General features: G+C 69.8%; 20 protein-coding genes. 14 read left to right on the top strand and 6 right to left on the bottom strand.

Going from position 1 to position 23138, the window contains the following annotated elements; translation table 11 throughout:
- The first annotated feature begins 44 nt into the window (after window positions 1-44).
- The 5 genes from dnaE to B7K23_RS13105 all read left to right on the top strand — a co-directional run bounded on the left by dnaE (window position 45) and on the right by B7K23_RS13105 (window position 9291).
- Window positions 45-3584 (top strand): DNA polymerase III subunit alpha, encoded by a 3540-nt coding sequence (gene dnaE, locus B7K23_RS13125; protein WP_084127059.1) that lies wholly within the window; start codon window positions 45-47, stop codon window positions 3582-3584.
- A 135-nt stretch (window positions 3585-3719) separates the two neighbouring features.
- On the top strand, window positions 3720-4106 hold the full coding sequence (locus B7K23_RS13120; protein WP_084127057.1) for a VOC family protein: 387 nt from the start codon (window positions 3720-3722) through the stop codon (window positions 4104-4106).
- An 86-nt stretch (window positions 4107-4192) separates the two neighbouring features.
- Window positions 4193-5515: a histidinol dehydrogenase gene (hisD, locus tag B7K23_RS13115; RefSeq protein ID WP_084127055.1), complete on the top strand. Its 1323-nt coding sequence runs from the start codon at window positions 4193-4195 to the stop codon at window positions 5513-5515.
- A gap of 206 nt (window positions 5516-5721) precedes the next feature.
- A complete protein-coding gene (locus B7K23_RS13110; RefSeq protein WP_084127053.1) occupies window positions 5722-7329 on the top strand; it encodes a hypothetical protein in 1608 nt (535 codons plus the stop codon).
- A 279-nt stretch (window positions 7330-7608) separates the two neighbouring features.
- Window positions 7609-9291 (top strand): hypothetical protein, encoded by a 1683-nt coding sequence (locus B7K23_RS13105; protein WP_084127051.1) that lies wholly within the window; start codon window positions 7609-7611, stop codon window positions 9289-9291.
- 103 nt (window positions 9292-9394) lie between these two features.
- Here B7K23_RS13105 and B7K23_RS13100 read toward each other — a convergent pair whose 3' ends face one another.
- Complete coding sequence (locus tag B7K23_RS13100; protein ID WP_084127049.1) at window positions 9395-11539, bottom strand: RecQ family ATP-dependent DNA helicase; 2145 nt, start codon at window positions 11537-11539, stop codon at window positions 9395-9397.
- Window positions 11540-11708: 169 nt separating this feature from the next.
- Here B7K23_RS13100 and B7K23_RS13095 point away from each other — a divergent pair, with 169 nt between their 5' ends.
- The 9 genes from B7K23_RS13095 (at window position 11709) to B7K23_RS13055 (ending at window position 19733) form a co-directional block, all read left to right on the top strand.
- Complete coding sequence (locus B7K23_RS13095; RefSeq protein ID WP_084127548.1) at window positions 11709-12983, top strand: Nramp family divalent metal transporter; 1275 nt, start codon at window positions 11709-11711, stop codon at window positions 12981-12983.
- Window positions 12984-13069: 86 nt separating this feature from the next.
- Window positions 13070-14164 (top strand): histidinol-phosphate transaminase, encoded by a 1095-nt coding sequence (locus B7K23_RS13090; protein ID WP_084127047.1) that lies wholly within the window; start codon window positions 13070-13072, stop codon window positions 14162-14164.
- Window positions 14161-14763, top strand: a complete 603-nt coding sequence (gene hisB / locus B7K23_RS13085; protein ID WP_084127045.1) for an imidazoleglycerol-phosphate dehydratase HisB — start codon at window positions 14161-14163, stop codon at window positions 14761-14763. The genes B7K23_RS13090 and hisB overlap by 4 nt, the downstream gene beginning before the upstream one ends.
- A complete protein-coding gene (locus B7K23_RS13080) occupies window positions 14763-15221 on the top strand; it encodes a hypothetical protein (protein WP_084127043.1) in 459 nt (152 codons plus the stop codon). The genes hisB and B7K23_RS13080 overlap by 1 nt, the downstream gene beginning before the upstream one ends.
- A 64-nt stretch (window positions 15222-15285) precedes the next feature.
- On the top strand, window positions 15286-15951 hold the full coding sequence (gene hisH / locus B7K23_RS13075; RefSeq protein ID WP_375730886.1) for an imidazole glycerol phosphate synthase subunit HisH: 666 nt from the start codon (window positions 15286-15288) through the stop codon (window positions 15949-15951).
- Window positions 15952-16010: 59 nt separating this feature from the next.
- Window positions 16011-17321, top strand: a complete 1311-nt coding sequence (locus tag B7K23_RS13070) for a hypothetical protein (protein ID WP_143338292.1) — start codon at window positions 16011-16013, stop codon at window positions 17319-17321.
- A gap of 73 nt (window positions 17322-17394) precedes the next feature.
- Window positions 17395-18132: a bifunctional 1-(5-phosphoribosyl)-5-((5-phosphoribosylamino)methylideneamino)imidazole-4-carboxamide isomerase/phosphoribosylanthranilate isomerase PriA gene (gene priA, locus B7K23_RS13065; protein ID WP_084127039.1), complete on the top strand. Its 738-nt coding sequence runs from the start codon at window positions 17395-17397 to the stop codon at window positions 18130-18132.
- 123 nt (window positions 18133-18255) lie between these two features.
- Complete coding sequence (locus B7K23_RS13060) at window positions 18256-18945, top strand: hypothetical protein (RefSeq protein WP_084127038.1); 690 nt, start codon at window positions 18256-18258, stop codon at window positions 18943-18945.
- A gap of 59 nt (window positions 18946-19004) precedes the next feature.
- A complete protein-coding gene (locus tag B7K23_RS13055; RefSeq protein WP_084127037.1) occupies window positions 19005-19733 on the top strand; it encodes an SseB family protein in 729 nt (242 codons plus the stop codon).
- A 76-nt stretch (window positions 19734-19809) separates the two neighbouring features.
- Here B7K23_RS13055 and B7K23_RS13050 read toward each other — a convergent pair whose 3' ends face one another.
- The 5 genes from B7K23_RS13050 to B7K23_RS13035 all read right to left on the bottom strand — a co-directional run bounded on the left by B7K23_RS13050 (window position 19810) and on the right by B7K23_RS13035 (window position 23100).
- Entirely contained in the window at window positions 19810-20532 is a 723-nt protein-coding gene (locus B7K23_RS13050; protein WP_159451420.1) for a serine protease, read from the bottom strand.
- Window positions 20529-21056 carry a hypothetical protein gene (locus tag B7K23_RS15775; protein ID WP_159451419.1) on the bottom strand — a complete coding sequence of 176 codons (528 nt, stop codon included), beginning with the start codon at window positions 21054-21056 and terminating at the stop codon, window positions 20529-20531. Before B7K23_RS15775 ends, B7K23_RS13050 begins: the two co-directional genes overlap by 4 nt.
- Window positions 21057-21141: 85 nt before the next feature.
- On the bottom strand, window positions 21142-21891 hold the full coding sequence (locus tag B7K23_RS13045) for a serine protease (RefSeq protein ID WP_084127035.1): 750 nt from the start codon (window positions 21889-21891) through the stop codon (window positions 21142-21144).
- 4 nt (window positions 21892-21895) lie between these two features.
- Complete coding sequence (locus tag B7K23_RS13040; protein ID WP_084127034.1) at window positions 21896-22714, bottom strand: hypothetical protein; 819 nt, start codon at window positions 22712-22714, stop codon at window positions 21896-21898.
- Window positions 22715-22716: 2 nt separating this feature from the next.
- On the bottom strand, window positions 22717-23100 hold the full coding sequence (locus tag B7K23_RS13035) for a DUF1844 domain-containing protein (protein WP_084127033.1): 384 nt from the start codon (window positions 23098-23100) through the stop codon (window positions 22717-22719).
- Window positions 23101-23138 lie beyond the last annotated feature (38 nt).

Below are 23138 nucleotides of genomic sequence, written 5' to 3'. Positions count from 1 at the left end.
AGTCTCGCCCAGCGTTGTCAGCGGCGGGTCCTAGAATCAACCCCATGCCGGGCAAGGAATTCACTCATCTGCACGTCCACACCGAGTACTCCATGCTGGACGGCGCGGCCCGCATCGGCGATCTCATGACGGAGGTCAAGAGCCTGGGTCAGAACGCGATCGCGATCACCGACCACGGCTACCTGTTCGGCGCGTACGAGTTCTGGAGCAAGGCCACCGCCGCGGGAGTGAAGCCCATCATCGGTCTCGAGGCCTACCTCACGCCGGGCACGGCCCGCGCCGACAAGACCCGCGTGCGCTGGGGCGAGCGCGGCCAGGAGTCCGACGACGTCTCGGCCGGTGGCGCCTACACGCACGCGACCATGTGGGCAGAGACCACCGAGGGCATGCACAACCTGTTCCGGATGGGCTCGTATGCGAGCCTCGAGGGGCACTTCCACAAGGCGCGCATCGACCGCGACCTTCTCCAGCGCTATGCCAAGGGCATCATCGCGACCACGGGCTGCCCGTCCGGAGAGGTCCAGACCCGCCTGCGCCTGGGGCAGTACGAGGAGGCCATCAAGGCCGCCGCGGAGTTCCAGGACATCTTCGGCAAGGACAACTACTTCGTCGAGCTCATGGACCACAACCTGTCCATCGAGAAGCGCGTCTACGAGGACCTCATCCGCGTCGCCAAGGCCATCGGCGCTCCGCTCGTCGCGACCAACGACCTGCATTACGTGCGCAAGGAGGACGCCCACGCGCACGAGGCGCTGCTGTGCATCCAGTCGGGCTCCAACCTCAACGAGCCCACCTACGACCAGGGCGGCAAGCGCTTCGCGTTCTCGGGCGACGGCTACTACGTCAAGTCATCCGAGGAGATGTGGGACCTCTGGGGAGACGCGCACCCCGACGCGCTCACCAACACCATGGCGATCGCGGAACGCTGCGAGGTCGCGTTCGACACCAAGGCCGACTACATGCCGGTCTACGACTGCCCGCCAGGCGAGGACGAGCACTCGTGGTTCGTCAAGGAGGTCCAGAAGGGCCTCCACCTGCGCTACGGCGAGACGATCCCGTCGGAGGTGCAGGAGCGCGCCAACTTCGAGATCGAGGTCATCGCGGGCAAGGGATACCCCGGCTACTTCCTCGTCGTCGCCGACTTCATCCAGTGGGCCAAGGACCACGGCATCCGCGTCGGCCCCGGCCGTGGCTCCGGTGCGGGCTCGATGGCCGCGTACGCGATGAAGATCACCGACATCGACCCGCTGGTCCACCAGCTGTACTTCGAGCGCTTCCTCAACCCGGAGCGCGAGTCCAAGCCCGACTTCGATGTGGACTTCGACGAGCGTCGTCGCGCCGAGGTCATCCGCTACGTGTCGGACAAGTACGGCGAGGACCGGGTGTCGATGATCGTCACCTACGGCACGATCAAGGCCAAGCAGGCGCTCAAGGACGGCGCGCGCGTCCTGGGCAAGCCGTTCGCGGTCGGTGAGCAGCTCACCAAGGCCTACCCCGACGCGATCATGGGCAAGGACATGCCGCTCGGCGCCGTCAACGACGAGTCGCACAAGCAGTATCACGAGGCCGCCGACTTCAGGGCGCTGCTCGAGACCGACCCCGAGGCCGCCGAGGTCATGGATCTCGCGCGCGGCCTCGAAGGGCTCAAGCGTCAGTGGGGCGTGCACGCCGCGGGCGTCATCATGTCGTCCGACCCGTTGATCGACATCATCCCCATCATGCGCCGCGAGCAGGACGGCGCGATCATCACCCAGTTCGACTACCCGACGTGCGAGACGCTCGGCCTGGTCAAGATGGACTTCCTGGGCCTCCGCAACCTCACGATCCTGGACGATGCGCTCGACAACATCGTCGACAACGGCAAGGATCCGCTCGTCCTCGAGGACCTGGAGCTCGCCGATGAGGGGACCTTCAAGCTCCTCCAGAGCGGCGACACCCTGGGCGTCTTCCAGCTCGATGGTCTTGCGATGCGCTCGCTGCTGCGCCAGATGCGTCCCGACTCGTTCGAGGACATCTCGGCTGTGCTCGCGCTGTACCGCCCTGGCCCGATGGGAATGAACTCCCACACCAACTACGCCGAGCGCAAGAACGGCCGCCAGGAGATCCAGCCGATCCACCCCGAGCTCGACGAGCCGCTCAAGGAGGTCCTCGGGATCACCTACGGCCTCATCGTGTACCAGGAGCAGGTGCAGCGCATCGCGCAGATCGTCGCGGGCTACACGCTCGGCGCGGCCGACCTGCTGCGTCGCGCGATGGGCAAGAAGAAGAAGGAGATCCTCGACAAGGAGTTCGAGCCCTTCAAAAACGGTGCTCTCGAGCGCGGGTACTCGATCGAGGCCATCAACGCGCTGTGGGAGACGATGCTCCCGTTCGCCGACTACGCGTTCAACAAGGCGCACACCGCGGCCTACGGCGTCCTCTCCTTCTGGACCGCATACCTCAAGGCGCACTACCCGACCGAGTACATGGCGGCGCTGCTCACGTCGGTCGGCACCGACAAGGACAAGTCGGCGCTCTACCTGGCCGAATGCCGCCGCATGGGCATCAGCGTGCTCACGCCGGACGTCAACGAGTCCCGCGCGTTCTTCTCCGCGGTCGGGTCCGACATCCGCTTCGGCATGGCCGCAGTGCGCAACGTCGGCGCCAACGTCGTCGCGGAGATCGTCAAGGCCCGCGAGGAGAAGGGGAAGTTCACCTCGTTCTCCGACTTCCTCGACAAGGTCCCCGCGTCGGTGTGCAACAAGCGCACGATCGACTCGCTCATCAAGTCCGGCGCGTTTGACTCGCTGGACCACACGCGCCGCTCGCTCAACACGATCCACGAGCAGGCCATCGACTCGGTCGTGGGCGTGAAGCGCCAGGAGGCGACCGGCCAGTTCGACCTGTTCGGGATGGACGAGGAGCTCGGCGGCGGCGTCAAGGTGTCGGTGCCCGACATCGAGGAGTGGGACAAGAAGACCCTCCTCAACCTCGAGCGCGACATGCTCGGCCTGTACGTCTCCGATCACCCGCTGTCCGGGCTCGAGAACGTGCTGCGGTCCGAGTCCTCGCACCAGATCCTCACGGCGACGCCCTCGCACGGCGTGTCGGACGGCGACCAGGTCACCTTCGCGGGCCTGCTCACGCGCGTCGACCGACGCATCGCGAAGTCCGGCAACGCGTACGCGATCGTCACGCTCGAGGACCTCACGGGCGAGACCGAGATCTCCTTCTTCGGCAAGACGTACGAGACGTACGCGCGCGACCTCGCCGACGACGCCGTGATCGTGATCAAGGCGCGCGCTCGCGAGCGTGGCGACGGCGGCATGCAGTTCTCCGCGGTCGAGCTGCGGGTTCCGAACCTCAACGTGCAGGACAACTCGCCGGTCGTCATCACGCTGCCCGCGTCGCGCGCGACCCCGCCCGTGGTCGAGGAGGTGCGGTCGATCCTCACCTCGCACCCCGGCGGCATCGAGGTGAAGCTCGTGCTGACCGGCTCGGGCGACCCCGTGACGGTGTCTGTCGACGACAAGTTCCGCGTCACCCGCTCGAGCGCGCTCTACGGCGACCTCAAGGCGGCGCTCGGTCCGGCCTGTCTCGCCTGACGTCGGCGGCGCGGCGCGCTAGCGTCGAGGTATGACCCCGACGACGTGGTGGCGGCTCCGGGGCGGCACGCCCGCTTCAGCGTGCCTCGCGCGTGTCGTCGGCTCGTCCTCGGGGTCCGCCCGAGAGGAGGAGCCATGAGCGGATGGCCCGTGATCGCCTTCGTGCCGGCCGAGGATCAGCCTCGCGCGGTCGAGTTCTACACCGAGGTGCTCGGGGCGAGACTCGTGGAGGACGATGGCTTCGCCGCGGTGTGCGAGATGGGCGGCACGATGGTCAGGATCGTCGAGCCCCGCGACTTCTCGCCGCAGCCCTTCACGGTCCTGGGCTGGGAGGTGCGGGACATCGAGGCCGAGGTCGCTCGGCTCGTCGCGGAGGACGTGCGCTTCGAGCATCTCGGCTCGGCCGAGGGCTCCGACGTGTGGACGGCCCCGAACGGCGACCGCGTCGCCTGGTTCCATGACACCGAGGGCAACCTGCTGTCGCTGTCGGAGCACGTCAACCCGGTCTCCGGACAGGACTAGGGGCGTCCGCCGGCAGCGGGCGATGCCCGGCAAGACAGAGAGCCTCGGGGCCCGGACGCGGCACGCCGCGCCACTAGGCTGACCTCATGCTCAGCCGTATCGACCTGCGTGACCGCGACCTCACCACCCGCGAGCTGCTCGAGGTGGTTCCCCGCGCGGAGGTGGACGTCGCCGCCGCGCTCCAGACCGTCCTGCCGATCCTCGCCGACGTGCGCGAGCGAGGCGAGCATGCGCTGCGCGAGTACGGCGAGCGCTTCGACGGTGCGGTGCCTTCGTCGCTGCGCGTCCCGGCCGCGGAGATCGAGGACGCGCTGACGACTCTCGACCCCGCCGTCCGCGAGGGGCTCGAGGAGGCGATCACGCGCGTGCGCGCCTTCCACGTCGCGACGGTCCCGCCGCCCGTGAAGGTCGAGCTCGCGCCCGGTGCGACCGTGTCGCAGCGGTGGATCCCGGTCGGACGCGTCGGCCTGTACGTGCCCGGCGGGCTCGCCGTCTACCCGAGCTCGGTCGTCATGAACGTGGTCGCGGCGCAGTCCGCGGGCGTGAAGGCGATCGCCGTCACGAGCCCGCCGCAGCGTGAGTTCGGAGGCTCGGTGCACCCGACGATCCTCGCGGCATGCGCGCTGCTCGGCGTTGACGAGGTCTACGCGGTCGGAGGCGCCCAGGCGGTCGGCATGCTGGCCTACGGCGCCGAGGCCGCGGACGGATCGGTGCTGTGCGAGCCGGTCGACGTCATCACGGGCCCGGGAAACGTCTACGTGGCCGCCGCGAAGCGCGCGGTCAACGGCGTCGTCGGCATCGACTCGGAGGCCGGCCCGACTGAGATCGCGATCGTCGCGGACGACTCCGCTGACGCGGACTACGTCGCCGCGGACCTGCTCAGCCAGGCCGAGCACGACCCGATGGCGGGCTCGGTCCTCATCACCGACGACGCGGACCTCGCCGAGCGCGTCGAGACGGCGCTGCTCGCGAGGGCCCAGGCGACCAAGCACGTCGCGCGCACCAAGGAGGCCCTCACGGGCATCCAGTCGGCCGTGATCCTCACGGGCAGCCTCGAGCAGTCCATCCAGGTCGCCGACGCGTACGGCGCGGAGCACCTCGAGATCCACACGCGCGACGCAGCCGAGGTCGCCGGGCGCATCCGCAACGCGGGCGCGATCTTCGTCGGTCCGCACAGCCCGGTGCCGCTCGGTGACTACCTCGCCGGCTCGAACCACGTGCTGCCCACGGGTGGCACCGCGCGCTTCGCGTCGGGCCTGAACGTCGTGAGCTTCCTCAAGGCGGTGTCGGTCATCGAGTACGACGCCGGCGCGCTGGCCGAGGTAGGCCGCAAGGTGATCGCGCTCGCGAACGCCGAGGACCTTCCGGCGCACGGAGAGGCGATCGCTGCGCGTCTCGAGCGGGGCTGAAGCGCCCGGCTCTCGCGAACCGTGCACGGTGCGCGCCGCGTGGATAGTGTTCGTTATCACTTCGTAATCCATTCGCGCCGGGCGTCCCTTCGCAAAACTTCGCGATCCCGCCAGGATCTTCCTTAGCGCCCTCCGGGGTGCCTGTCTACTGAGGGGGATTGATGCATTCATTCGCAGACGCGCCACGTCGATTCGGGCGTGGTCTCATGGCTGTCGCGGCGGCGATCGTCGCGGCGTTGACGTTGACGACGGCCGCCCAGGCGGTCGAGCTGGATCCGGTGGCGTTCTCGCCGGAGGTCTCTGGCGTGGTGCAGGTGGGGGAGACCCTGACGGCCGTGATGGACAACGCCGAGGCGACGTACGACTACGCGTGGATGGTCGACGACGCCGTCGTCGGCACGGCGCAGACGTATGACGTAGTCGCGGATGATGCGCTGAAGTCGTTGGTGCTCTCGGTGACCGGGCATCAGGACGGCTATGCGGACACGACGCTGGAGACCGCGGCCGTGACGGTGCAGAAGGCCACGTTCGAGGAGTTCTCGACGTCGCTGTCGGGCTCGCTCGTGGTCGGCAAGACCCTCAAGGCGAAGGTCCCCGCCTCGGGGCCCTACACCGTGCAGTGGCGCCGCGACGGGGTCGCGATCTCGGGGGCGACGTCCGCGACCTACACGATGAAGAGCGCTGACATCGGCCACCGCATGTCGGTGAAGGTCGTGCAGAGCGCGCCCGGCTACGTCACGCAGAAGTCGATCGCGAACGCAGCGGGCAAGGTCAAGCGCGTGTTCACCGCGTCGAAGGCACCGCAGATCCGTGGCACCGCGAGGGTCGGCAAGGTCCTCACCGCGGACGTCGTTGACTGGTCGCCGACGGTGCGTTCCTACACGTACCAGTGGAAGCGGGACGGTGAGGCGATCACAGGCGCCACGAAGAGGACGCGCAAGCTCACGGTCAACGACCTGGGTGCGGAGATCACGGTGACCGTCACCGGATACAAGCCCGGCTATGCGCCGAAGTCGCGCACGTCGGCTGGCACGGACAAGGTGCGCAAGGGAATCATCAGCGCTCCGAGGCCCACGATCGCCGGCACCCGCAAGGCAGGCAAGCGGCTCACCGTCGAGGACTACGCGTGGCGGATCACGCCGGGGAACGTGTCGCTCTCCTACCAGTGGTACCGCAACGGCAAGGCGGTGAGCGGTGCCACCGAGGCGACCTTCGCTCTCAAGAACGTCGACGCGGGAAAGACCCTCTCGGTCGAGGTGACCTACGCGAGGGACGGCTACGTCACCAAGACGCGGACCTCCGTCGAGACCGCGAAGATCGCGAAGCGCAACCAGGTCATGCGAGGCAACGGTGCCTGGAAGGTCGGGGTCGACGTGAAGCCCGGCCTGTACTACTCGGCCTCTCCGACGGAGTCCTGCACGTGGGAGCGGTGGGACGACATGTCCGGCTCGTACGAGGACGCGGTCGCCGGCGGTGACTGGGGCACCGGGCGTCGGATGATGCAGATCGACTCTGGCGACGAGTACGTCTACACCTACGGCTGCGGTGGCTGGATCCGCTTCGACGGCACCGGGCTCAAGCGCAGCGGCCTGCCCGGCAGCGGGGTGTTCAAGGTAGGCGTGGACGTGCGCACCGGAACGTACCAGTCCACCGGTAACGACGGGTGCTACGTCGCGATCCTGGACGCCCCGTCGGGTGACATCGCCGACATCGTCGAGAGCGACGAGTACGACGGCAAGGTCTACCTGTTCCTGGATGCGGGTGCCGAGTTCGTCGAGGTGCTGGGCTGCAACAAGTGGACCAAGGTCAGCTAGCGCTGACCGGGCCATCAGAGGGGCATCGTCTTCGGACGGTGCCCCTCTGTGCTTCTCCGCGCACGACGAGGTCAGGTGCGTGGCACGTCCGCAGCGAGGCGGCCCGTGCCGTCTCGAGAGGGATCGTTATCACTTCGTAATCCATTTGCGCCGGGCGTCCCTTCGCAAAACTTCGCGATCCCACCACTATCTTCCCTAGTGCCCTCCGGGGTGCCTGTCTACTGAGGGGGATTGATGCATTCATTCGCACGCGCGCCACGTCGATCCGGGCGTGGTCTCATGGCTGTCGCGGCGGCGATCGTCGCGGCGTTGACGTTGACGACGGCCGCCCAGGCGGTCGAGCTGGATCCGGTGGCGTTCTCGCCGGAGGTCTCTGGCGTGGTGCAGGTCGGGGAGACGCTGACCGCGGTGACGGACAATGCGGCGGCGACGTACGACTACGAGTGGAGCGTCGCGGGCGTGGTCGTCGGCACGACGCAGACGTATGACGTGGTCGCGGAGGATGCGCTGAAGTCGTTGGTGCTCTCGGTGGCCGGTCATCAGGACGGCTATGCGGACACGACGCTGGAGACCGCGGCCGTGACGGTGCAGAAGGCGACGTTCGAGGAGTTCTCGACGTCGCTGTCGGGCTCGCTCGTGGTCGGCAAGACCCTCAAGGCGAAGGTCCCCGCCTCGGGGCCGTACACGGTGCAGTGGCGCCGCGACGGGGTCGCGATCTCGGGGGCGACGTCCTCGACCTACACGCTCAGGTCAGCCGACGCCGGGCACCGCATGTCGGTGAAGGTCGTGCAGAGTGCGCCCGGCTACGTCACGCAGAAGTCGATCGCGAACGCGACGTCGAAGGTCAAACGTGTGTTCACCGCGTCGAAGGCGCCGAAGATCAGCGGCACCGTGCGGGTGGGTCAGGTGCTCAAGGCCTCGGTGGGCGAGTGGTCGCCGGGCGTGAAGTCGTACACGTATCAGTGGAACCGTGACGGCGTGGCCATCAAGGGAGCCACCGGCAAGACTCGCAGGCTTACCGTGAACGACCTCGGTCACAAGATCACGGTGACAGTGACAGGGCACAAGCCCGGCTACCTCGCGAAGTCCAGGACCTCCGGCGCGACCGACAAGGTGCGCAAGGGTCATATTGAGGCAACCAAGCCCGTGCTCACGGGCACCACCAGGGCCGGTAACCGACTGTCCGTGCGGCTGGGTACGGTCACTCCGGGCAGCACGAAGATCACCTACCAGTGGCTGCGCAACGGGAACGCGATCAAGGGTGCGACCAGCGCGCGATACGGGCTCAAGAACGTCGACGCGGGCCGCAGGATCTCGGTCAGGGTGACCTACGTCAAGGATGGCTATGTCACGACGACGCGAACCTCCGCGCTGACGGCGGAGATCAGGAAGCGCCCGCTCGTCATGCAGGGCAACGGCACATGGGAGGTCGGCGTCGATGTGCAGCCCGGCATCTACTACACGGCGTCGGAGACGGAGTACTGCGAATGGACCCGCAAGACGGGCAACCGTTGGACGGGTGGAACCAACACTGGCAGCGGAAGGCGGATGATCTCAATCAGCGCGTCTGACAAGACCGTCATCACCGCCGGCAAGATCACGTACGTGACGCAGTCGAGCTCGACGGATCCCTTCAGGCTCGCTGTGGCGGTTCCTGTGGAGGGCGAGGGTTGCGGTGGATGGATCCGCTACGACGGGACCGGACTCAAGCGCAGCACCATGCCGGGCGACGGCATGTTCGGCGTGGGTGTCGACGTCAAGGCCGGAACGTACAAGTCGACGGGCAACAGCGGCTGCGAGATGACCTTCTGGAAGGACCCGGACGGCGCGACGTTGACCGCGAACCTCTACGACCCCGACTTCCAGAGCTTCACCCGCTCCGGCACCATCTACCTGCAATTGGACTCGGCGTACGACTTCATCGAGGTCAACGGCTGCAACAAGTTCACCAAGGTCAGCTAGCGCGGACCGAGTCAGTGGAGGGGCATCGTCTTCGGACGGTGCCCCTCTGCGTGTCTCGTGGGCCGCTCCATCAAGAGCCTTGCGGTCCGCCGGCACGAGGAGGTCAGCGCACTCCGAGCACGAACGGCAGCACCTCCTGCGCGCCCGCGAGCCGCAGCTCGCGGGCCGCGACCGTGAGCGTCCATCCGGACTCGGTCTGATCGTCGACCAGGAGCACGCGCGCGCCCCCGACCGATGTCTCCGCGGCCGGCTCCCACCGCAGCCTCGCGGCGACGGCCGCGAGCCGCTGCGCGGAGTTCACGTCGTGCCGCGTGGGCTCCTCGCGTCCGGGCGCGGGCCTCACGGTGCCGAGCACGGGAACGCCGAGGTAGCGGGCGAGCCCCGCTGGCAGGTGGCTCATCATCGCCGGGCGGGTGGTCGAATCGATGCCGACGACGCCGTTGATCCGGCCTCGGTCGGGCCACTCGTCGAGCACCTGCACGGCCGCATGGCGAAGCGGCACCGGCAGCTCGGCGTCAACGGGCGTCCCGTCCTCGGAACGCGCGGCGAAAAGGTCGCGCAGCATCCCCGACCAGCCGAGGCCGTCGAGCCTCGCGATGGCACGACCGGGCGACGCCTGCTCCTCAGGGGCGATGCGTCCACGCAGATTGACGCCGAGCGTCTGCATGCCGCTGGGCCACTGTCGGCGAGCGACGACCTCGACGCCGACCACGTTGAGCGCCTCCTGCGCGCGGGACACGGACTCCTCGGTCGGTGCCTCGGGAAGCGCCACTCCACCGCAGACGTCGCATCGCCCGCACGCCCAGCCGGGTGCAAGCTCGGGATCGTCGAGCACCTCGCGCAGGAAGGCCATCCGGCAGCGTTCGGCGCGCTGATACGCGAGCATGGTCCGCTGCTCGGCTTCGCGGGTCGCGGCGACCTTGGCGTAGCGCTCGGCGTCGTAGCTCCAGGGGGCGCCCGTCGCGATCCAGCCTCCCTGGACCCGGCGCACCGCGCCGTCGACGTCGAGCACCTTGAGCATCGCCTCGAGCCGGGAGCGGCTGAGCTCCACCGCGGTCTCGAGCGCGGGGACGCTCGTGGGACTCTCCGCGTTCAGCGCCGCGAGGGTCGCGCGCACGGTGTCCTCGGGAGGGAAGGCCTGAGAGCCGAACCAGTCCCAGATCGCGCGGTCCTCGCGCCCGGGAAGCAGGGCGACGACGGCGCGGTCGACGCCACGACCCGCGCGGCCCACCTGCTGGTAGTAGGCGATCGGGGACGAGGGCGCGCCAAGGTGCACGACGAAGGCGAGGTCGGGCTTGTCGAAACCCATCCCGAGCGCGGACGTCGCCACGAGCGCCTTCACCCGGTTGTCCTTGAGGTCCTGCTCGAGCTGCTCGCGCTCGGCCGGGTCGGTGCGGCCCGTGTACGCGCCGACGGCGAGCCCCGCGGCACGCAGCTGCGACGCGACCTCCTCGGCGGCGGAGACGGTGAGGCAGTACACGATGCCCGAGCCCTCGAGTGAGCCGAGCGACTGCGCGAGCCAGGCGACGCGCGCCGCGGGGTCGGGCAGGTCGAGCACCGCGAGATGGAGCGACTCCCGGTCGAGCGGTCCGCGCAGCACGAGCACCTCCGCGGACGCGGAGTCTCCGGTCACGCCGAGCTGCTCCGCGACGTCGTCGGTCACGCGCGCGTTGGCGGTCGCCGTGGTTGCGAGCACGGGGATGCCCGACGGCAGGCTCGCCAGCAGAGTCCGGATGCGTCGGTAGTCGGGACGGAAATCATGCCCCCAGTCGGAGATGCAGTGCGCCTCGTCGATCACGACGAGCCCCGCGTCCGCCGCGAGACGCGGCAGCACCGTGTCGCGGAACTGGGGGTTGTTGAGCCGCTCGGGCGAGCACAGCAAGACGTCGACGTCGCCGGCGGCGATCGACTCGTGCACCGCGTCCCACTCGGTGACGTTGGCGGAGTTGATCGTCACCGCGCTGATCCCCGCACGCCCGGCCGCTGCGATCTGGTCGCGCATGAGGGCGAGCAGCGGGGAGACGATGATCGTGGGCCCGGCGCCCGCGTCCCGCAGCAGGCGCGTCGCGACGAAGTACACCGCGGACTTGCCCCAGCCCGTGCGCTGGACCACGAGCGCGCGCGAGCGGCGCGCGACGAGCGCCTCGATCGCGGTCCACTGATCCGCGCGCAGCGACGCGTCCTCGCGGCCGACGAGCGCACGCAGCGCGGCTTCCGCGGCGTTCCTCATCGTGAGCGTCTCGGTCATGCGCACGAGCCTAAGGGGGTGGTCCGACAGGCACGAAGGCGGGCCACGGCATGTCGTCGCGACACGAGCCGAGGCGCGTATAGGCTTGGCGTCCAAGGAAAGTTCGCCACGGCGAACTTTGCGAGCAAGGTGGGCCGAGAGGTCCGTCCCTGAGGTGAAGGCGGTCCCCATGACCAGCACGCTGACCCCCAGCGAGGAGGGCCAGGACGCGCGTCCGCGGAATCCGATCCGGCGCGTCGCCACGCTGCTCGGCCCGGCCTTCGTCGCCGCGATCGCGTACGTCGATCCCGGCAACGTCGCGGCGAACCTCACCGCGGGTGCGGAGTACGGCTACCTGCTCATGTGGGTCCTCGTCGTGTCGAACGCGATGGCGGTCTTCATCCAGTACTCGTCCGCCAAGCTCGGCCTCGTCACGGGCCGCAGCCTGCCCGAGCTGCTGGGGGAGCGGCTCGGCCGCGGCACGCGCATCACCTACTGGGCGCAGGCCGAGATCGTCGCGGCCGCGACGGACCTCGCCGAGGTCATCGGCGGTGCGATCGCGCTCTACCTGCTCTTCGACATCCCGCTCGTGCTGGGTGGCCTGATCGTCGGCATCGTCTCGCTCGGCCTGCTGCGCGTGCAGTCGAACCGCGGCCAGCGCCCCTTCGAGTTCGTCATCATGGGCCTGCTCGCGATCATCGCGGTCGGCTTCCTCGTCGGTCTGCTCTTCACCGACACGCAGTGGGGAGAGGCCGCGGAGGGCCTGGTCCCGCGCTTCGACGGCGCACCGACCGTGCTGCTCGCCGCCTCGATGCTCGGCGCGACCGTCATGCCGCATGCGATCTACCTGCACAGCTCGCTGTCGCGTGACCGGCACGGCTCGGGTCACGGGCACGGAAGGCTCAAGGAGCTGCTCCACGCGACCAAGTGGGACGTGGGCCTGAGCCTCATCATCGCGGGCGGCGTGAACATCGGCATGCTCATGCTCGCCGCCGGCGCCCTGCGCGGCGTCGACGGCACCGACTCGATCGAGGGCGCCTACGCCGCGATCGACGGCGCGCTCGGCCCCGTCATCGCCGCGATCTTCGGTGTCGGGCTGCTCGCCTCGGGCCTCGCCTCGACCTCCGTCGGCTGCTACGCGGGCTCCGCGATCATGGGCGGCCTCATCCACCGTCGGATCCCGCTCATCGTCCGCCGCTCGATCACGCTGATCCCCGCGCTGATCATCCTCGGCAGTGGCGTGAGCCCCACGTGGGCGCTCGTGATCTCGCAGGTGGTGCTGAGCATCGGCATCCCGTTCGCTCTCATCCCCCTCGTGCGGCTCATCTCGGACCGCTCTCTCATGGGCATGCATGCCGCGGGCGTCGGCACGAAGGCGGTGGCCTGGACCGTCGTCGCCGCGATCGTCGCGCTCAACGCGGTGCTGCTCGTGCTCACCTTCACGGGCGACGTGAGCATCGGCTGACGCGGCGCCAGGTACGCGGACGATGCGACCGAAGCCGTGGCAGGCGGTGCCAAGCCCGGTCGGGTCCCGCCACTAGACTCGTGGCCATGACTTTGCCCCTGCGCCCCGACCTCGAGGGCCTCAAGCCGTACGGCGCCCCGCAGCTGGACGTGGAGGCACGGCTCAACGTCAACGAGAACCCGTACCTGCCCCCGGACTCGGTGGTCGACTCGATCGCGACGGCGGTGCGCAAGGCGGCCTCGAGCCTGAACCGGTACCCGGACCGCGACGCCGAGGGCCTGCGCGGGGACCTCGCCGCCTACCTGGCCTCCGAGTCCGACGCGGACTTCCTGCGGACCGAGAACCTGTGGGCTGCCAATGGCTCCAACGAGGTGATGCTCCACCTCCACCAGGCCTTCGGCGGCCCGGGGCGCAAGGTGCTGAGCTTCGCGCCCACCTACTCGATGTACCCCGAGTATGCGCGCGACACCCTCACCGAGTACGTGACGTTCCCGCGCTCGGACGACTTCACGCTCGACGTCGACGCGGCGGTCGCCGCGATCGCCGAGGTGCAGCCGTCGATGGTGATCGTCGCGAGCCCGAACAACCCGACGGGCACGGCCCTGCCGCTCGACCACACGGTCGCGCTGCTCGAGGCTGCCGACAAGGTCGAGGCCGGCTGCCTCGTCGTCGTCGACGAGGCCTACGCGGAGTTCCGCCACGTCGGCGTGCCGAGCGCGCTGAGCCTGCTGCCGACCCAGCCGAACCTCGTCGTGAGCCGGACCATGTCCAAGGCCTTCGCGATGGCCGGCGGTCGCCTCGGCTATCTCGCGGCATCGGCCGAGATCGTCGACGCGCTCCAGATCGTGCGTCTGCCGTATCACCTGAGCGCGGTCACGCAGGCGACGGCCCGCGCCGCGCTCGCGCACGCGCGAGAGCTCCAGGCCCAGGTCGCGGAGATCCGCGCCGAGCGCGACGACACGGTCGCGTGGCTCACGGCGCAGGGCTACACGGTCGCGGACACGGACGCGAACTTCGCGCTGTTCGGTCCGTTCGAGGACCGCGAGAAGGTGTTCGAGGGACTGCTCGAGCGTGGGGTGCTGATCCGTGTCACGGGTCCCGAGGGTTGGTTGCGCGTGTCGATCGGCACGCCGCAGGAGATGGCGCTGTTCCGCAGCGCCCTGTTGGAGGTCACCGCATGAGCCGTACCGGACGCATCGAGCGCGCCACGAGCGAGTCGCAGGTGCTCGTCGAGCTGGATCTGGACGGGACCGGTGTCACGGACATCGACACCGGCGTGCCGTTCTACGACCACATGCTCACGGCGCTCGGCAAGCACTCGCTCATGAACCTCACCGTCAAGGCGACCGGCGACGTGCACATCGACTCGCATCACACGGTCGAGGACATCGCGATCTGCATCGGCGAGGCGCTCAAGGAGGCGCTCGGCACCAAGGCAGGCATCTCGCGCTTCGGCGACGCCCTGGTCCCGCTCGACGAGGCTCTCGCGCAGTGCGTCGTCGACGTGTCGGGCCGTCCCTACTTCGTGCACACGGGAGAGCCCGTCGGCCAGGCCACGCACCTCATCGGCGGCAACTTCGCAGGCTCGCTGACCGCGCACGCGCTCGAGTCGATCGCGCACCACGCGGGGATCTGCGTGCACATGCGCGTGCTGTCGGGCCGCGACCCGCACCACATCGTCGAGGCGCAGTTCAAGGCGCTCGCCCGCGCGCTGCGCGCCGCCGTCACGGAGGACCCGCGCATCGCTGGCATCATCCCGTCGACCAAGGGCGCGCTGTAGTGGCGGACGCCGAGGTCCTCGCCGTCTTCACGCCGGTCGGGGACCAGCGCGTCCTCGCCGCCGTGATGGCGATGGGCGGCTGCAAGGGCCGCGTGATCCTCACCTCGGGCGGTGCCTTCGGAGTCCTGGACGATGCGTCGGATGAGATGGCCGCCAAGGTGGGCCAGGTCGTGTCCAACTTCGTCAAGACGATGCCGGTCGTGGTGCTCGACCGCAAGGACGGGCAGATCACGGCGATCGAGTGGCGCGCCGGCGCGCGCGGGGAGGCACTGCCCCCCGGCCTCGCGCTCGACAACGCCCCCGGCGTGGTCCTGTCCGTGATGTCGGGATCCCAGGACTTCGACGAGGTCGCCGCACTGCACGAGGACAAGGTCGCCGATGCGCGCATGTCCAAGTGGAAGGCCTTCCGGTCGCTCCGCGCGGTCGCCAAGGAGGCGAAGGGCCGGCTCTCGCAGTAGAGCCGGTTCCGGGCGCCACCTCCGTGCCGCAGGCCCGCGTTCGACTGCCGCGGCCGCCACTAGACTGGCGCGGGTGAGCACCCCCACCGTCTGCGTCTTCGATTACGGCTTCGGCAACGTCCGCTCTGCGACCAGGGCCCTCGAGCACGTGGGCGCCGAGGTGCACCTGACCGCCGACCGCGACGTCGCGATGAATGCCGACGGCCTCATCGTCCCCGGTGTGGGCGCGTTCGCGGCCGTCATGGAGGGCCTCAAGGAGGCGCGCGGCGACCAGATCGTCGGCCGCCGCCTCTCCGGAGGACGCCCGGTTCTGGGTATCTGCGTGGGTCTCCAGGTGATGTTCTCCAAGGGCGTTGAGCACGGCGTCGAGACCGACGGCCTCGATCAGTGGCCCGGCACCGTCGAGCGGCTCCAGGTACCTGTCGTGCCGAACATGGGCTGGGCCAAGGTCGAGCCGCCCGAGGGCTCCGTGCTGTTCGACGGGATCGCCGACGAGCGCTTCTACTTCGTGCACAGCTACGGCGCGCGCAAGTTCCCGCTCGGCACCACCGAAGACACCGGCCGCTTCCGCGCACCGCTCGTCACGTGGTCGGAGGCCGGAACCGTGGAGCAGTCGGATCGCTTCGTCGCGGCGGTCGAGAACGGCCCGCTCATGGCCACGCAGTTCCACCCCGAGAAGTCGGGTGAGGCGGGCCTCGCGCTGCTGCGCAACTGGGTGCAGTCGCTCTAGGAGCCTTCCGCCTCGCGCCACCGTCGATTACCGTAGATCGAGGCTTCTGAAGGGGCGACATGGCAATGATGCCGCGTGCGCGCGTGATGACCACGCTTGCCGTGGTCGGCGTCGTCGCGCTCGGCGCCGGTGGGTGGATCGCCACGGCGCAGCAGCGGGACCGTGAGGCGCTCGCGGCCTCGATCGCCGAGGTCGAGGAGGCCGCAGCGACGTGTGTGGACGCCGAGAGCGCGCTGCGCAAAGCCGCTGAGCACGCCGAGAAGGCTTTGGCGGGGGCCGAGCTGACGGTCGACTCCGAGGCCGGCCAGGCGCTCGCGGAGACAGTCTCCGCATCGCTCGCCGCGGTGGACTCGTGCGACCCCGAGGCGGGAGACGCGGCGCGCGGGAACACGCTGGACGAGAACACCGTGGAGGAGAACGAGGCTCTGACCGCGGAGCTGGTCGCCGCGGCGGAGGAGCTCGAGTCGCTCGCGGCGGATCTCGAGGCCGGGCAGGCGTCGCTGGACGATGCGGAGGGCGAGGCCGTCCTGGAGGCGGCCTCCCTCGCGTATGCGGACGCCGCGGACGCCGCGCAGCGCGCGCAGGTGAAGGCGCAGGGCGTCTATGCCGACACCGCGGGTGAGGTGTCGGACGAGCGGACCCGCGAGCGGCTCGCGGCCGCGTTGGACGCGCTCCAGGAGGCGCTCGACGCGGAGGCGTCCGCCGCCGACGACGCGCCGTGGTTGGCGCAGCAGGCTGAGCTGCTCGGCGCGGCGCGCGGCGAATTGCGGACCGCGGCAGCCCTCGTGTCCGCGTCGCACGACAAGTGGGAGACGGCGCAGGCGGAGGCTGAGGAGGCAGCGCGACTGGCCGCGCAGCAGGCCGCGCAGCCGTCAGGGTCACAGCCGTCAGGGTCGCAGTCGACGGGCACGAGCGGTACAGGGCAAGGCACGACGTCCCAAGGCTCCGCGGAGAAGGAGCCATCGGAGCCCTCGCCGCACGCGTCGACGGCGAGCGGAGGATCGAGCACGTCGACGTCGACGCCCGTGACTCTCAAGCACCGCAGCAGCGAGGCGCGCTTCTGCAGGGCGCTCGACGAGATCCGCGAGGCCGCGGGCTCGCCACCGCTCACCTCGTGCGGCGAGTGGGGCTCGCTCGTCGCGCATGCCGAGGACATGGCCGAGGCGTCCGATATCTGGCACTCGGGGCACGACAACATCGTCGGCTACGCCGCGGACATCCCGGCCCTGATGGAGGCGTTCCTCGACTCGGACGTCCACCTCGGGGAGATTCTCACGGACGGTGAGCCCGCCGCGGCCAAGGTCGGCTGCTTCTGGCGCCTGAGTGATGCCGGCGACTCCGTGTACTGCGCCGCGAGCTTCATCTCTTGACTCGCGCACCCGGTGCCGTCCGCGCGCCGGTACGCTGGTCGTCGGCCCTTCACCCCACGAGAGAGCGACCACGATGACCGACCTTCCCCGCCTCGAGCTCCTTCCCGCCGTCGACGTGGCCGACGGTCAGGCCGTCCGCCTCACGCAGGGCGAGGCGGGCTCGGAGACCAGCTACGGCGACCCGCTGTCCGCCGCGATGGACTGGGTCAAGGGTGGCGCCGAGTGGATCCATCTCGTGGACCTCGATGCGGCGTTCGGTCGCGGCTCGAACGCGGAGCTGCTTGCGTCGGTCGTCAAGGCCGTGGACGTCAAGGTCGAGATGTCCGGCGGCATCCGCGACGACGAGTCTCTCGAGCGCGCGATGGCGACCGGCTGCGCTCGCGTGAACCTCGGCACGGCGGCGCTCGAGAACCCCGAGTGGACCGCGTCGGCGATCGACCGCTTCGGCGACCGCGTCGCCGTCGGCCTCGACGTGCGCGGCACGACCCTGGCCGCGCGCGGCTGGACCAAGGACGGCGGCGACCTGTGGGAGGTGCTCGCGCGCCTCGACGCGGCCGGCTGCTCCCGCTACGTGGTCACGGACGTCAAGAAGGACGGCATGCTCACGGGCCCGAACCTTGAGCTGCTCGGCCAGGTGTGCGAGGCGACCAAGGCGCCCGTGGTGGCGTCGGGCGGCGTGAGCTCGCTCGCCGACATCGAGGCGATCCGCACCCTCACCCCGAAGGGCGTCGAGGGCGCGATCGTCGGCAAGGCGCTCTACAACGGCAACTTCACGCTGCCCGAGGCCCTCGACATCGCCGGGCGTCCGTAGCAGGCATATCGCCGCGCCAGACCCCACGAGCTGGGCCTTCCGCGCGTCTTCCCTGGGGGAGGCGCCCGGGGCCGCTCGGGTTCTCCCCTGAGTACTACGCTGGATCTCAGCAAGGGGGATGGCATGGGGAACATCGGGACTCCAGCGGCGAGCCTGTGCGGCGCAGCGCTCGCGGTGGTCTTGACGGGGTGCTCTGGCGACGCCGAGCACTCGGGCGCGGAGGGATCGGCTCCCGCGGGTTCCGAGCTCGCGGCCTACGGCGGCGTCGCGTGCCCGGACTCGCTCGTGGACTCGTCTGACCGGTACGGGCTTGGAGCGGACCTCGAGGGCGATGCGGTGCCCGAGCTCGGCGGCTACGACGCCGTATGGCTGTGTGAGTACGTCCCCATCGACCGCCCTCAGGAGGACGGCAACGGGACTTTCAACTCGTGGCACCTCGCGACCACGCCCGTCGAGCTCGCGGAGGAGGACCTGCCCATCGTCGATGACGTCCTGGACAGGCTCGCCGTCGCGTCGGCCAGCATGGACTGCCTCGCCGACCTCGGTCCTCGGGAGCTCGTGGTCCTGGTGGACGACGGGGACCTCACGGGAGTCGTGATCGACGTCTTCGGTTGCGAGACTGTGCGATTCACCGAGGATCCCTTCGTCACGGCCCCCGGGGAGAGCGCGGACGATGCGCTGGAGTCCGGGTGGCTGATCGTCGACGGTGGGCGTGCCGCACTGGACGACCTGCGCGCGCTCCTCGGGCCCACGATCCCGGTCTCCGCCACTGCCTCAGCGGCGGCCGCTGCCTGGACGGCCGCATCGTCCTGAGCGTCGGAATCGCCACAGCGGTATGTCGGCTTGTCGGGCCCTGCCCGTACCCTTGAGGCATGACCGACGAGGACCCGCTCAAGGAGATCCCCGAGTCGATCTTCGCGGACGACGACGGGAGCGCCGACGCGCGCCTCGCGCAGGCGCTGATCCGGCACTCGCGGGGAAAGGCGCCGCTCGCCGAGGTGGTCGAGGCGCTCGCGTACGCGCGCGTGCTCGTGCCCGTGCTCGCGGACGGTGAGCAGCGCGTGATGGGTCGCCACGGGCTCGAGCAGGATCACGTCGCGTCGACCGGCGTGGTCGCGGTGCAGATGCCCGACGGTCGCGCGGGCCTGCCGATCTTCACCGACGTCGACGCCATGAAGGCATGGAACGAGAACGCGCGCCCCATCCCTGCGGAGGGGCCTCGCGCGGCGCTCGCGGCCATCACGGAGGAGTGGGCCGTGCTCGTGCTGAACCCGGGCATGGAGACCACGGTGATCCCTCGACCGGCGGTCTGGGCGCTGGGCCAGGGCGAGACCTGGCGGCCCGCGATCGTCGAGGGCGAGGTAGAGGGGGACGTGGTCGACGCCGTACGCGACGCCGTCACGCTCGACGACCGGCTCAGGAGGGTCGACGCGGCGCCGGGACGACGCAGCGAGGTCGCGGTGGTGCTACGACTCATCCCAGGCCTGACGCAGCCTGAGGTCGACGACCTGCTGAGACGGGTGCAGCGTCAGCTCGCGGCGTCGGATGTGGTGGCGCACCGCATCGACAGCGTCGAGCTCAGGCTCGCGCCGGCGGAGTAGACGCCCGCGGAGTAGACGCGGGCGGAGAGCACGGCCCAAGACGACGCGCGGCCGCGCGTCGCGCCGATGGTCGACTTCAGTCCGCGCACAGCCCGACGACGGGATCGAGCACGCTCGAGTCCTCGAGCATCGTGACGAGCGAGTCGAGGCTGACCGCGTACGACCAGCCATCCTCGTCGGCGTCGATCGCGTAGAGGACTCCGACCACCTCGGAGGAGTCGTCCACGACCGCGGAGCCGGAGCTTCCGGGCGCCGCGGGCACTCGGACGAGCAGCACCTCGTCCGCGTCGGTCCCGAAGACCTCGTCCACGACTCCGCGGATCGGGCCGCTCACGGTGGAGAGGCTGTCGCCCTCGGGATAGCCGGACACCGACACGATGTCGCCCTTGACCGCCTCCTCGTCCGCGAGCTCGAGCCACTCGTCGAGCGAGTCGTCGACTGTCAGGAGCGCGAGGTCCGCGTCGCGGTCGATGCGGGTCGTCACGACGTCGAGCTCGCGGCCGTCATAGGTCGTGACGTCCACCTCGACGGCCTCGGAGACCACATGCCGGTTGGTGACCAGCGTGTGCTCGTCGATCGCGAAGGCTGTGCCGGTCGCGTAGCCGTCGCACGTGCGCACCCGGACCCGGTAGGACGCGTGCTCGGCCAGGGTGAAGCCGTCGTCGGACACGTAGGCCGTGTCGACGGTCGGGTTCGTCTCGGGCACGAAGCTGTCCGGCAGCGGGGGAGGGGACGACGGCAGGGTTGCGCACCCCGCGAGCAGCGCCGCGAGGGCGACCAGGAGCGCGGGTCTCCTCACTCGGCCTCCGCCGTGTACTCCGCGTACGCCTCGGCGAGCGAGTCGCAGTACTCGGCAACGTCGGCCTGCACGCTGCTCGCGTTCGAGTTCCTGTACGTGTATCCCGCGTTGAGGGCGTCGGTGAGCACCTCGTCGTACGAGTCGACGCAGTTGGCATACGCGTCGATCAGGTCGCCCAGGTACTGCAGGTCATCACCTGCGTGCGCCTCCTCGTTGACCACGTCGGACAGTCGGGTCGCCGTGGTCTCGAGCTGGCCCTCGAGAGTCTCGACCTGCGCCTGCAGCGCTGCGGCCTGATCCTGGGCCTCCGCCAGCTGCTCACCCATCGCGGTCGCCTCGGACCGCAGGGTGTCGTTCTGGTCCATCCACTGCGAGCTCACGAGCCACAGGTAGGCGGCGAGCGACGACGCGGCCAGCAGCGCAAGGACGAGGACGATGAGGCCGAGCGTGCGCCACACCCGTCCCTTGCCGCGCGAGGGCGCGGGCGGTGGGAGCGGAGCGGTGGCGAGGGCGTCGGTCGTCAATGGTCCTCCCAGGTGTGCGGCGGGCGTGACCAGTATCGGGCATCGGAGCGCTCTCGGTGGAGAGCGAGGGCCGCGGGCGGGTGCGTCAGGAGGAGGATCCCGTGGCGGTGTCGCACGAGAGAGCCTCGGGGACCAGCAGGGATGTCTCGTTCAGCAGGGTGCGCAGCGTCGACACGGGCACGATCAGGCTGCGGTCGTCGTCGGTCTTCGCGTAGACGACGCCCACGACCGCGCCGCTCTCGTTGAGCACAGGGGATCCCGACGAGCCGGGCTCGACCTCGGCGCTCGTCAGCAGGACCTGTCCGATCGACGAGTCGAGAGGATCGGACGTGGCGCCGAGCACCACGCCTGACACGGTCGTGAGCTCGCCGCCGTTGGGGTAGCCGATGACCGTGATGACGTCGCCGTCCTCGGGGTCCTCCTGCGCGAGCTTCGCGAAGCTCGTGAGCACCGACTCCTCGATGCGGACGATCGCGATGTCGGCGACTGTCGTCGACGACACCGCGGTCGTCGTCAGGCTCGTCCCGTTGTACGTCGACACCTGGATCTGGCGAGAGTTCTCGATCACGTGGCGGTTCGTGATCAGCGTGGTGCTGTCGTAGATGAAACCAGTTCCCGTCGCGATGAAGCCGCACCCGATGTTGCGCAGCCGCACGGTCATGCGCTGTGCCGCGGAGAAGCCGTCGGGAGAGATCGCTCCCGCGCGCGCGGCGGGGGAGGCCGACGCCGTCGGCACCCAGTCGGACGGCATCGGGTCAGGTCCTTCGGGGAGGACGCCGCAGCCCGCGATCAGGAGCGCGGACGCTGCGAGGGCGAGAGAGCGGGGAGTCTTCATGGGGTCACTCGGTCAGCAGCGCCTGGAACTGGGAGTTGGACTCGCGTGCCGCAGTGCACAGCTCGTCCACGGATTCCGCGTACGCCGCGACCTCGTCCTCGTCGTAGTCGTCGGGGTTCGCGAGGTACTCGACGAGCTGCTCCTCGCTGTCGAGGCATCGGACCAGAGCGTTCGCGACCGCGGCGCCGGTGCTCGCGTAGCCGCTGAGGATCTCGAGGCGCTGCTCGGCATAGGCGAGGTCGTCGTCGCTGTTGGCGCTCTGGCTCGCGAGCTCGCTGATGCGGTCCTGCGCAGTGTTGAGCTGCTCGGTGAGGATGTCGATCTGGTCGGTCTTCGACGCGATCGTCTCTTTCTGCGAGGCGATCTTGTCGCCGAGCTCGTAGTTCGCCTCGGTGAGCTCGTCGGAGCGCTGCTCCCACTGCTCGACCACATCGGTGAGGTAGATCGCGACGCCCGTGAGCGACAGCACCGTGAGGGCGAGGAAGGCCGTGACCATGATCCAGCGCAGGCGGGCGCCTCGGCGGTCGTCGCTGCGCTCCCCCTCAGGGAGGTCGTCGTCGTCCCAGTCGTCCTCGTACCCGAAGGCGGATCCGGAGCGCTCGGCGAGCGACAGCCCGGCGGCGGTCGGCGGAGGGCTGGAGATCTCGGACGTGGTGGTGTCGGCCTCGTCGCCCGCGGTGCGCGAGCGACGCGCCCGCGCACGTCGGGAGAGACCTGGGGTGCGGGAGGCGCGAGGCGAGCGACGCGCGGTCGACTCGAGCTCGGATCCGTCCGGATCCGAGCCGCCGCCGTGCGCGGAGGAACCCGCCGTGTCTCGCGCCATCGTCAGCTGACTGCCCCCGTGTACTTCTCGCCCGGCCCCTCGCCCGGAGCATCCGGGAAGACCGAGGCCTCCCTGAACGCCAACTGTACGCTCCGGAGGCCGTCGCGAAGGGCGCGCGCGTGGGTGTCGCCGATCTCCGGCGCGGCCGCGGTCACGAGCCCCGCGAGGGCGGTGATGAGCGTGCGTGCCTCGTCGAGGTCCTGGTGCTCGTCGCCGTCCTCCGCGAGGCCGCAGCGCAGTGCGGCGGCGCTCAGCAGGTGCACGCCTACAGTGGTGATCAGCTCGACCGACGTGACGTCGGAGAGGTCCCGGGTCTCCTCGCCCGCGTCGGCCCAGGTGCGGCGCGCGGGGGTCGTGGAGTCCTCGACGGGTGTTTCTGGGCTCATCGTGCTATCCTTCTTGATCGACCGGTCACGGCACATGC

This window comes from Demequina sp. NBRC 110054, assembly GCF_002090115.1.
Classification (GTDB): Bacteria; Actinomycetota; Actinomycetes; order Actinomycetales; family Demequinaceae; genus Demequina.
Note: the sequence above shows the minus strand (reverse complement) of the source record. Positions and strands in the feature narration are given on the sequence as shown.